Raw genomic sequence first — 10318 nt, forward strand, 5'->3', positions numbered from 1 at the left:
GGTAACTGTTTACTTATATCGTGTCAGGACTCTCCTCGTTTTTTGTTGTGTATTTGTTAATGCCAGTAGCAAATTGGCTGGCTTGGAAAACAAAGCTGCTGGATATGCCAAAGGGGAGAAAGGAACACAGCAGACCGATCCCATTATCTGGTGGTTTGGCCATGTTCGTTGGTCTCTTGTTGGTGTCAACTTTTTTTGCAGGGGCGCAAAAAACCGTTGCAGTTTTGGCAGTTGGAGGGGCTATGTTGGTGGCCATTGGATGGGTAGACGATACGTACAAGTCGAAGAAAAGAGAATTTCCAGCAATGCCAAAGCTGATGGTGCAGTTATTGGTAGCGACGCTGACATTCCTCATGGATATTCGCTTTCGGGGAATCAATTTCATGTGGCTGGGGGGAGAGGAAGGGATGTATGTCTCATTTCCAATCCTGGTTTCCCTGCTGATGACCGTGCTGTGGATCGTCGGCTTAATCAATATGGTGAATTTTTTGGATGGGGTGGACGGACTCGCTGCAGGTGCTACCGTGATCTCAGCGGTGACCTTATTCTTTTTGTCGATGCTCAAGGGTCAAGAATTAACGGCATTATTGGCAGTTGCACTGGCAGGTGCTGCACTCGCTTTTCTACGTTTTAATTTCTATCCTGCGAAAATTTTTATGGGTGATGCGGGATCGATGTTTTTGGGATTCGCTCTCGGCGTGATTTCGTTGGAAGGAACGATGAAAGGGGCTACGCTCATTTCATTAGTCGTGACTGTGCTGGCAGTAGGCTTGCCCATCATAGACACTGTACAGGTCATGATTAGTCGGCTTTTGGCAGGCTCCCCCATGTACCAAGCGGATCGTCGACATGTTCATCATCGGCTCATGTCCCGGGGGTTGTCTACGAAGCAGACGGTCATCATTCTGTATGTGGTGAGTTTGCTGTTCTCCGTCTTAGCAGTGTTTTTGTTTTACAGTCAATAATCAAATGGGGTCAAAGAAAAAGAAACGATTGCGCCCTGTATTTTTGGCTTGATAAAGTGCTTTGTCTGCATTGCTCAACAGTTGTTCGGCTTCGCTTGCAGATGCCGGGTAGAGGGCAATGCCTATGCTCGTCGAAAACGGTATGGCCCGGTCCTCGATCATCCACGGCTCTTGAGTCGCAAGCAGGATACGGTTCGCAATTTTTTCAACCTGACGTTCGGAGTGAATGCCGGTCAGGACGATGACAAACTCGTCTCCACCCAGACGTGCGACGATATCTCCATCTCGAACGGATGACTTGAGGCGTGTAGCCAGCATTTGCAAAAACAAATCTCCGGTGTCATGACCCCATGTATCGTTGATTTCTTTAAAGCGGTCACAGTCCAGATAGAGGGCAGCGACCATCTCCTCTTTTGATTGGGCTGCACGAAGAGCTTGCTGGAGCTTTTCGGAGAGTAGGCGTCTGTTCGGCAATCCTGTGAGCACATCATGATACGCCATATAGGCCAGCTGTGACTCCAGGTTTGTGCGCTCGGTAACATCGCGGGTAATGGAAAAGACATGCGTGCATACGCCATTACTATCGTAGACAGGAGAAAGAATGGATTCGCCAATGATGTCACCATTTGCTGTAAAGTGGATCGGACTCCCGCTTTCTACTGCTTGTGTGTACATGTGTTGTAATAAGCTGGCTTTTTCATGAGGATACACATCCTCAAACGTTTTTCCGTATGCTTCCTCGCACAATTGGCCAACGTGCATAGCGGATGGATTCATCAAGACATAGCGAAACTGATACTCCCCGTCCGCATCTTGTTCGACAGCCATGAGAAAGAACATGTCCGACATATGATCGAATAGACAGGTTAGGATATCACCATGTTGACTGATAAGTGTAGTAATATCGAGCTTCTTCACCATAACCGATATCTCCTGATAAGTGGCTTCTTGGAATGATTATAGTATAGCAAGACCGTCGATGAAAATGATGAACCTCTGGTAATAGTGCGGGGTTTACTGGCTGTTAGCGGAAGTGGTAAAGTAAGGGTATTGTTGTTTTACGAAGGAGCATTTCTTATGGGCAAAAAGCTGCTCCCAGGTCTCATTCATCGCTTGCCACAAAACGCGATGTCAAGGACTATGGGCAAAATTACCGCTACTCCCTTTAGTCGATTAGCCATTCAACGATACATAAAGCACTATCAGATTGATACGTCGATCATAGAAAAGCCGGCTTCGGAATACCGCACGCTGAAGGAGTTTTTTTCCCGACGCCTGAAGCCCGCAGCGAGACCGATTGCACCTGGCCCAGATACCATCGTCAGCCCGGTAGATGGAACTGTTTCGCAGTTGGGGGATATTTGCGAAGGTACCTTGATTCAAGCAAAGGGAAAAGATTTCAGTGTGACTGAGCTGTTGGGCGGTTCGGAGGAAGAGGCCAAGCGTTACTACGGTGGTAAATTTATCACAATTTATTTGAGTCCAAGGGACTATCACCGGATTCATATGCCGGTAACGGGCGATTTGAGCTGTTACTGCTATTTACCTGGCAGACTCTATCCAGTCAACCAGCTCGGGATTGAAAACGTAGACCGTTTGTTTGCCCGCAATGAACGCTTGGTAACTCACATCAAAACAGATAGCCTGGGCGATATGGCCATGGTTAAAGTAGGAGCCTTGTTTGTAGGCAGCGTGAAGGTCTGCTACAACACAGCTACGACGAATATCAAGCACGGTCGCCAAACCCACGAGAAGATTGCTGGGACACCTCGTTATGAAAAAGGTTCGGAGCTGGGCTGGTTCGAATTTGGATCCACCGTCATTTTGTTATTGGAGTCCAACGAGCTCGAATGGGCAACAGGCGTTGAAAAAGGGAAGTCTCTCTTGATGGGGCAGGCCTTGGCGAATAAGAAGGCGGAATAGCAAGAGATAGAAGACGCACAGTCCAGGGCAAATGCCCTGGGCTTATTTTTTCTTAGGAGATGAAGTTTTCTAGTAGATGTGGCTGTGGTGGGGAGAAGAATATTTCCAGTCTAGGCTCAGTGCTCCGTCCCGCGGGGAAACATGGACTGCACGCTCCGAAGGGCTTAGCGGGGAAACGCAAAAGTGGTAGCCGCTTCGTAGCTCGGGCACGTTGCGTTTCTATTTCCCGCTAATCCCTTCTCCGCTCGGTAGGACTCCACAAGTCGCTACGTCTGGAAATATTCTTCTCTAGCGTTACTTCTTACATTCTTCAATCTTTTAAGTCGTTAAAAGATCGGTAAACACGGAAAGCTCGTAGAGGAAACAGGAGAAATAAGCGAAGATCTTAGGGACATCGACCGAGGCGCAATGAAAAAAAGAGAAACAAGCCCTTAGCGTCCACCTCTGAGATACCCCCTGAATGGACGACTTTGGACGCGGGTTTCGCTTTTTTTCATGGAGACGGGCAGTCAATCCCACAGCGGGTGGACCTAGAAGCTGAGCGTTTTCTCCTGTTTCCTCCCCACCACAACAGCGAGACAAAGTTTTTATTAGCGAATAATCGATCAACTTTTTTTGGTCGAGAACATTATTTGTTTTCCCTGGGGAAATCCCTGTGAAAATTGACTGAACCTGCTCTTTTCAAGTAAGATCAAAGTTATGTGATACGATTCGGAGGTGGAAAGAATGAGTGCCATTACTCGCAAAGAAGTAGAACACGTAGCTAATTTGGCCCGCTTGCAACTCACTGAGGAAGAAGCGGAGCGATATACGAAAGACCTGAATGCGATTCTTGATTTTGCAGCCAAGCTGAATGAGCTCGATACGTCCAATATTGAGCCAACCAGCCACGCTACAGACGTGAAAAACGTGATGCGCGAAGACGTAAACAGACCGTCCCTGCCGCGTGAGGACGTGCTGAAAAACGCACCGGATCACGAAGACGGACAGTTTAAAGTACCGGCTGTATTCGAATAACCCACTGGATAACGAGAAGGGAGGAACCCACTGTGTCGCTGTTTGACAAGCGATTGTCTGAGATACATAGCGCCCTGCGCGCAAAAGAGATTTCGGTAACGGATCTGGTGCAGGCTTCCATCGCTAGCATCAAGGAGCATGACGGAGAAATCAAATCCGTCCTGCATGTAGATGAAGAGGGAGCCTTGGCTCATGCCCGTCAATTGGACGAGCGTCTGGTCAAGGGAAATGAGGAGCTGGGTCTTCTCTACGGCTTGCCTGCCGGATTGAAGGACAACCTGGTTACAAAAGACGTTCGCACGACTTGCGCGAGCAAATTTTTGGTGAACTACGATCCTGTCCATGACGGGACTGTTTCCAAAAAGGTGAAGGATGCCGATGCGGTCATCGTTGCGAAGCTGAACATGGACGAGTTTGCGATGGGCGGCTCCAACGAAAATTCCGGCTTTTTCCCAGCGAAAAACCCGTGGAACACCGACTACGTTCCGGGAGGCTCTTCCGGTGGCTCTGCAGCGGCAATGGCTGCCCGTCATTTTTACTTTACACTTGGCTCTGATACAGGTGGCTCCATCCGTCAGCCTGCTGCTTTTTGTGGCGTTGTCGGCTTGAAGCCTACATATGGACGCGTATCCCGTTTCGGGCTGGTTGCGTTCGCGTCCTCGCTGGATCAGATCGGACCTGTGACGAAAAACGTTGAGGATTCCGCCTACGTGCTGCAAGCGATTGCGGGACATGATGAATTCGACTCTACCTCTGCCAATGTGGACGTACCGGATTACTTGTCCGCATTGACTGGAGATGTAAAAGGACTGCGTATCGGAGTACCGAAAGAGTTGATCGGAGAAGGGATTGACCCTGAGGTTCGCGATGCTGTTCTGGCAGCATTGAAGCAGTTGGAGAGCATGGGTGCTACATGGAGCGAGGTTTCCATGCCGCACACGGAATATGCAGTGCCAGCTTACTACCTCTTGTCTTCGTCTGAAGCTTCTTCCAACCTGGCTCGTTTTGACGGCGTACGTTATGGTGTGCGTGCAGACAATGCGGCAAACCTGATCGAGCTGTACAAGGAATCCCGTAGTCAAGGATTTGGCCCAGAAGTGAAGCGCCGCATCATGCTCGGAACCTACGCGCTCTCGTCTGGTTATTACGATGCTTACTACAAAAAGGCGCAGCAGGTACGTACCCTGATCATTCAGGACTTCAACAGCATTTTTGCTGACTACGATGTCATCCTGCACCCAACGACGCCTTCTACGGCTTTCAAAGTAGGCGAAAACGTAGATGATCCGGTGAAAATGTATCTGGAAGATATTTGTACCGTTCCTGTAAACCTGGCTGGACTGCCAGCAATCAGCGTGCCGTGCGGATTCTCCAAAAACGGTCTGCCGATCGGTTTGCAGATCGTAGGTCGTGCATTTGACGAATCCACCGTATTGCGCGTAGCCCATGCGTATGAGCAAACCGCAGGCTTCTACGGTCGCAAACCGGAATGGGTGAGGGGGTAAGAGCATGAGCAAGTACGAAACCGTCATTGGCTTGGAGGTTCACGCCGAGCTATCGACCAACAGTAAAATCTTTTGCGGCTGCCCGACTGAATTTGGTGCACCGCCGAATACACATACATGCCCGATCTGCTTGGGACATCCAGGTGTACTGCCTGTAACGAACAAGCAAGCGGTAGAATTCGCGATGAAAGCGGCACTCGCCCTCAACTGCGAGATTTCCCGCGAGACCAAGTTCGACCGCAAGAACTATTTTTATCCAGACTCGCCAAAAGCGTACCAAATCTCGCAGTTTGACCAGCCGATCGGCTACAATGGCTGGATCGACATTGAGGTAAACGGTGAGACGAAGCGCATTGGGATCACTCGTCTGCATCTAGAAGAGGATGCGGGGAAGCTGACGCACAGCGATTTTGGCGGAGAGTCTCTCGTAGACTTCAACCGCGTCGGGGTACCGCTCGTGGAGATCGTTTCTGAGCCAGACATCCGCACACCGGAAGAAGCACGTGCGTATCTGGAAAAGCTGAAAGCGATCATTCAGTACACGGAAGTATCTGACGTTCGCATGGAACAAGGCTCCCTGCGTTGCGACGCTAACGTTTCCATCCGCCCGTATGGTCAAGAAGAATTCGGAACCAAGGCCGAGCTGAAAAACATGAACTCCTTCCGCAACGTGCAAATGGGCTTGGAGTACGAGGTACTGCGTCAGACGGAGGTAGTTTCTTCCGGTGGCAAGGTCGTTCAGGAAACACGCCGTTGGGATGAAGCGAACAAGAAGACGTTGACGATGCGTTCGAAAGAAGAAGCGCACGACTATCGTTACTTCCCAGACCCGGATCTGGTTCGCATGCAGATTTCCGAGGAGTGGATTGAAGCGGTTCGCGCAACCATTCCAGAGCTGCCAGATGCTCGTCAGGCACGCTATGTGAACGAGTTTGGCTTGTCTCGGGATGATGCCGGAGTCATTACGATCTCCAAGGAGACGGCTGATTTCTTTGATGAGACTGTGAAAACAGGAGCAGAACCGAAGTCCGTAGCGAACTGGCTGATGGTTGACCTGTTGGCTCACCTCAACGCCAACAATCTGGTGTTTGTTGATGTGAAAATGACACCAAAAGGCTTGGGTGAGATGATCAAGCTGATTGAGGACGGAACCATTTCCTCCAAAATCGCCAAAACCGTCTTCAAAGAGATGGTCGAGACCGGCAAAGAGCCGAAGCAGATCGTCGAAGAAAAAGGACTCGTCCAAATCAGCGATGAAGGCGCTCTGCGTCAAGTCGTCGTCGATGCGGTCAATTCCAACCCGCAAGCCGTGGCAGACTTCAAGGCCGGAAACGAAAAAGCAGCTGCTTTCTTTGTTGGTCAGGTCATGAAGCAAACCAAAGGTAAGGCAAACCCGGGAATGGTAAACAAGTTGATTCAGGAAGTATTGAACAGCCTGTAGGGCAAAACATACGACAGCACTTTCTCTGTAAGGGGAGAGTGCTGTTTTTTTGTACGGCTATCTATGCTAAATAGTGGAAAAAAAGTAAGATAGAATGCGTAGCTATCATCATAATTGATTAGGAGAAATGTTCATGACACATAATTGGAAAAGTGCGACGGCTGCTTTTGCAGTGACAACCATGCTGCTGGGTACAGGTGCCCAGGCATTTGCTGTAAGTCCCGAAATGATCTTGAAAAATGCTGAAAACCCATCTGAAGAACAAGTCAAGCTGCCTACTCGTGCGGTAGAGATTGTCGCTGCGCTGGAGAAGCTGGAGCCTGCTTTGAAAACTTTGACGGTGCGGGAAGTCTTCATTTCCGAGCAAGATGAAAATCAAGTGGTCTTGACTATGCATCATCCAGACAACATACACGAGGATGCGTATATCCTTTTTGATCGCAATAGCGGTGAGATGGTTGGTTTCGAGGCTGCCACCATCATCTGGGATCAGAAAGAAAAAGCAACAGATGAGGCCATTTTGAAAAAAGCCGATAAAGCCGTTGAGGAGTTGCTTGGGTCGAAGAAGCGGAGCATGACGGATGCCCCACAATTGTCAACATTCGTGGATGATGAGGAAGAGTCAATTGAATTCCGAAATGTCTATTATCCGATTCTGTTGAACGGTCTGGAAATAGAAGGAACGCGTTTTGGAATAGATGTAGACATGGATTTCGCCGGTCATTTAATCGGGGTCTCGTTTGAACCGCTCGATTTGAAGGGAGTTCAGGTTGCTGACCCGAAAAATGCTGTCGCAAAAGAGGCGATCCAGAAGCAGATTTTTACACCTGAACGAATCCAGCATGGTTATGTATGGGAAGGCAGTGAAGGTAGTGAAGGCAAGCCTGGATTAGCGTATAAGCTAAGAACATCTCCAATATTTGATGCACTGACAGGCAAGCAGATCGTTGATGGATGGGGGGAAGAAAACGGGGAGGGCAAGCTAAAAGCTGCCGATCTGAAAAATATTTCCTTGAAGCCCCAAGCAAAGCCATTCATTGAGAAAAATGCAACGGATACACAAATTTTAGAGCGTTTGTTTGGAATTGATACGAAGAAGACGTATTCGACCTATCGAAAGGAGGAGCAGGACGGCCTAATCAATCATTATTGGGCGAACTATGTTGAAGTGAATTACGCTTCGGTAGTGGAGGACAAAATGACAGGAGAGATTGGCGGTTATCTATTTTGGACGCATATCCCAAATCTTCCTGCTCCGCTCACCAAAGAACAGTCGTTACAAAAAGCGATTGCTTTCTTGGAGCCTTATGCTAAAACAGCCGAATGGCAAGTCGAAATGTACGAACAGATCAAACCAGAAGATCCACTGGCTATGAAGATTCTATCGAATAAGGATAACAAGCAAGAGTCAGAAGAAAAGAAATCTATCGAGCAGTATGGCTTTTTATTTTTTGAGAAACAAAACGGTATACCAGTCATGGAGTATTCCTATGGAGTAGTTATTGATCCAATGAAAGGACAAGTCGCAGAGTTCCTCGCCTCAGTTCCCGCAGAGGATCGCAAATATCCTGTGCTCAAACCATCCGTAACAGACCAGCAGGTTGCTGAAATTTTCGCCAAAAACGTACCGGTAAAGCTGACTTACATTTGGCCGACATCCAGTGATCATGATGCTCCGATTCTTGCCTACAAACTCGATACCAACGAAGGTTGGCCAACCGTAGATGCCGTAAACGGATCGTTTACGTGGGACGAGATAGAGGATTAAGAAAGAAGGAGGGGATTTAATGAAACGAAATGGAAAACGAACAGCAATCGCATTGACAATAGCAATGATGCTGCCAGGAACAAGTGGAACAGCCTTGGCTGCAAGTCCTGAAATCCATCCTAGCCACATTGCATCTGCAACAAAAAGCGAGGAAAAGCTCCCGGAGCGGGCCACTCAAATCGTAGCTGCTTTAGAAAAGCTGGAGCCTGCATTGAAAGCATTGACGAAACGAACGATTGTGAAAAGTGAGATGGATGAAAAACTGTTGAACCTCTATCTGGAAAGTCCCGAATCCAATGAGATGGGTGCCACTGTTGTCTTTGACAGCAAAACAGGGGAGTTGTTCACGTACAACGCTAGTCTGTATATTTGGAAGCAAGGGGAAATTGCGACAGACGAGGTTATTTTGCAACGGGCAGAAAAAGCAGTGCTTGAGTTATTAGGGGCAGACAAAAGAAAACAAGCAGGCTCTCCTCAATTATCCAAAGCTGTTGAAGAGGTAGACCCTGAAGAATTGACTGATCCCTTAGCAATATACCGTACCATTTATTATCCAGTTGTACTAAATGGGCTGGAGATATTGGGGAATAGGACGGGCATATACGTGACGACGGATTATGCTGGTCATATCTTGGGTGTATCCACTGAGCTACTTGATTTGAAAGAGACCAAGGTCCCAGATCCGAAAACGGCACTGACACCAGAAGCTGTCAAAAAGCAGTATTTCACTCCTGAGCGTCTTGATTTCGGCTATGTGCTGGAAGGGAAAGATGCCAAGCCGGGCATGCAATACGTATGGATGAATTCCCTTTACATCGATGCCGTGACAGGAAAGCAGATTGACTTCATTCAGGGAACAGAGATTGCGGGGGATGGAAAAAGAAATCCTGCCAATCTGAAGAAGCTTACGCTATCGTCAAAAGGAGAGCCGCTTATTGTCAAAAGCAGGGCAGATGGAGAAAAAGTCGTGGCGAGCCTGTTTGACGTAGATACGAAGGTGATGTTCACAGAATACAACACAGGAGAAGTTGATGGTGAGTTCATACATTCCTGGAGCGATGAGTTTGGGCATGAAGAAGTATCCATTTCGGTGGATGCTTCTACGGGAGAGGTCACTGGTGCGAATATTTCGATGGAAACAAAAAGCTTGCCTGTTCCCTTATCGAAAGAAGAAGCCTTGAAAAAAGCAATTTCCGTCATCGAGCCATATGTAGCTAAATCCTCTACTGAATGGCAGGTTGAGATATTTGATCCATATAAACAGCCGAAATTGGCCGATTGGATGATCGAGTTGAATGAAGGAGAGGGAGAAGAGGAGGAGGACACAGGAACGTATACCTTCCTGTTTCATGAACTGCACGATGGTTTGCCTGTGTTCAACCGTTACTATTGGATGGTGGTCGATATAGAGAGTGGACAAGTATTGACTATCATTGTGAATTTGCCGGAAAAAGAGGGTACTCTTCCCATCCTGAAGCCATCTGTAACGGAGCAACAAGCTGCTGAAATCGTAGCAAAAAATCTCCCTGTAAAGCTGTCCTACTTCTGGCCAACCTACAAAGGAAAACAAGCTCCTTTTCTCACCCTTGTCTATACGGTTGACAAGAGCAAGGGCTGGCCTTACCTAGATGCCGTAAATGGCACACTTGAATGGGACGAATACGAGGAATAATCCGCATAAAAAAGAACGCAGCTTGTT

At 48.1% G+C, this 10318-nt stretch carries 8 protein-coding genes; 7 read left to right on the forward strand and 1 reads right to left on the reverse strand.

Annotated features, from left to right (window positions below; all coding sequences use genetic code 11):
* The first annotated feature begins 161 nt into the window (after positions 1 to 161).
* Entirely contained in the window at positions 162 to 965 is an 804-nt protein-coding gene (locus ACM6JA_RS01830) for an MraY family glycosyltransferase (protein ID WP_414850922.1), read from the forward strand.
* On the opposite strand, the gene ACM6JA_RS01835 is transcribed toward ACM6JA_RS01830, so the two are convergent.
* The gene (locus ACM6JA_RS01835; RefSeq protein ID WP_414850913.1) at positions 966 to 1886 is read right to left on the reverse strand and encodes a diguanylate cyclase domain-containing protein; all 921 of its coding nucleotides are present in this window, start codon (positions 1884 to 1886) and stop codon (positions 966 to 968) included.
* Between the two features lie 156 nt (positions 1887 to 2042).
* Here ACM6JA_RS01835 and asd point away from each other — a divergent pair, with 156 nt between their 5' ends.
* The 6 genes from asd to ACM6JA_RS01865 all read left to right on the forward strand — a co-directional run bounded on the left by asd (position 2043) and on the right by ACM6JA_RS01865 (position 10291).
* Entirely contained in the window at positions 2043 to 2888 is an 846-nt protein-coding gene (gene asd / locus ACM6JA_RS01840; RefSeq protein WP_414850923.1) for an archaetidylserine decarboxylase, read from the forward strand.
* Positions 2889 to 3614: 726 nt separating this feature from the next.
* Positions 3615 to 3905, forward strand: coding sequence for an Asp-tRNA(Asn)/Glu-tRNA(Gln) amidotransferase subunit GatC (gatC, locus tag ACM6JA_RS01845; RefSeq protein ID WP_007717539.1), 291 nt, complete (start codon positions 3615 to 3617; stop codon positions 3903 to 3905).
* Positions 3906 to 3937: 32 nt separating this feature from the next.
* A complete protein-coding gene (gatA, locus tag ACM6JA_RS01850) occupies positions 3938 to 5410 on the forward strand; it encodes an Asp-tRNA(Asn)/Glu-tRNA(Gln) amidotransferase subunit GatA (protein ID WP_007717543.1) in 1473 nt (490 codons plus the stop codon).
* A 4-nt stretch (positions 5411 to 5414) separates the two neighbouring features.
* A complete protein-coding gene (gene gatB / locus ACM6JA_RS01855) occupies positions 5415 to 6851 on the forward strand; it encodes an Asp-tRNA(Asn)/Glu-tRNA(Gln) amidotransferase subunit GatB (RefSeq protein WP_414850914.1) in 1437 nt (478 codons plus the stop codon).
* Positions 6852 to 6984: 133 nt separating this feature from the next.
* Positions 6985 to 8619 carry a hypothetical protein gene (locus ACM6JA_RS01860; RefSeq protein ID WP_414850915.1) on the forward strand — a complete coding sequence of 545 codons (1635 nt, stop codon included), beginning with the start codon at positions 6985 to 6987 and terminating at the stop codon, positions 8617 to 8619.
* 19 nt (positions 8620 to 8638) lie between these two features.
* Positions 8639 to 10291 (forward strand): YcdB/YcdC domain-containing protein, encoded by a 1653-nt coding sequence (locus ACM6JA_RS01865; protein ID WP_414850916.1) that lies wholly within the window; start codon positions 8639 to 8641, stop codon positions 10289 to 10291.
* Positions 10292 to 10318 lie beyond the last annotated feature (27 nt).

This window comes from Brevibacillus sp. IT-7CA2, from assembly GCF_949767855.1.
GTDB lineage: Bacteria > Bacillota > Bacilli > Brevibacillales > Brevibacillaceae > Brevibacillus.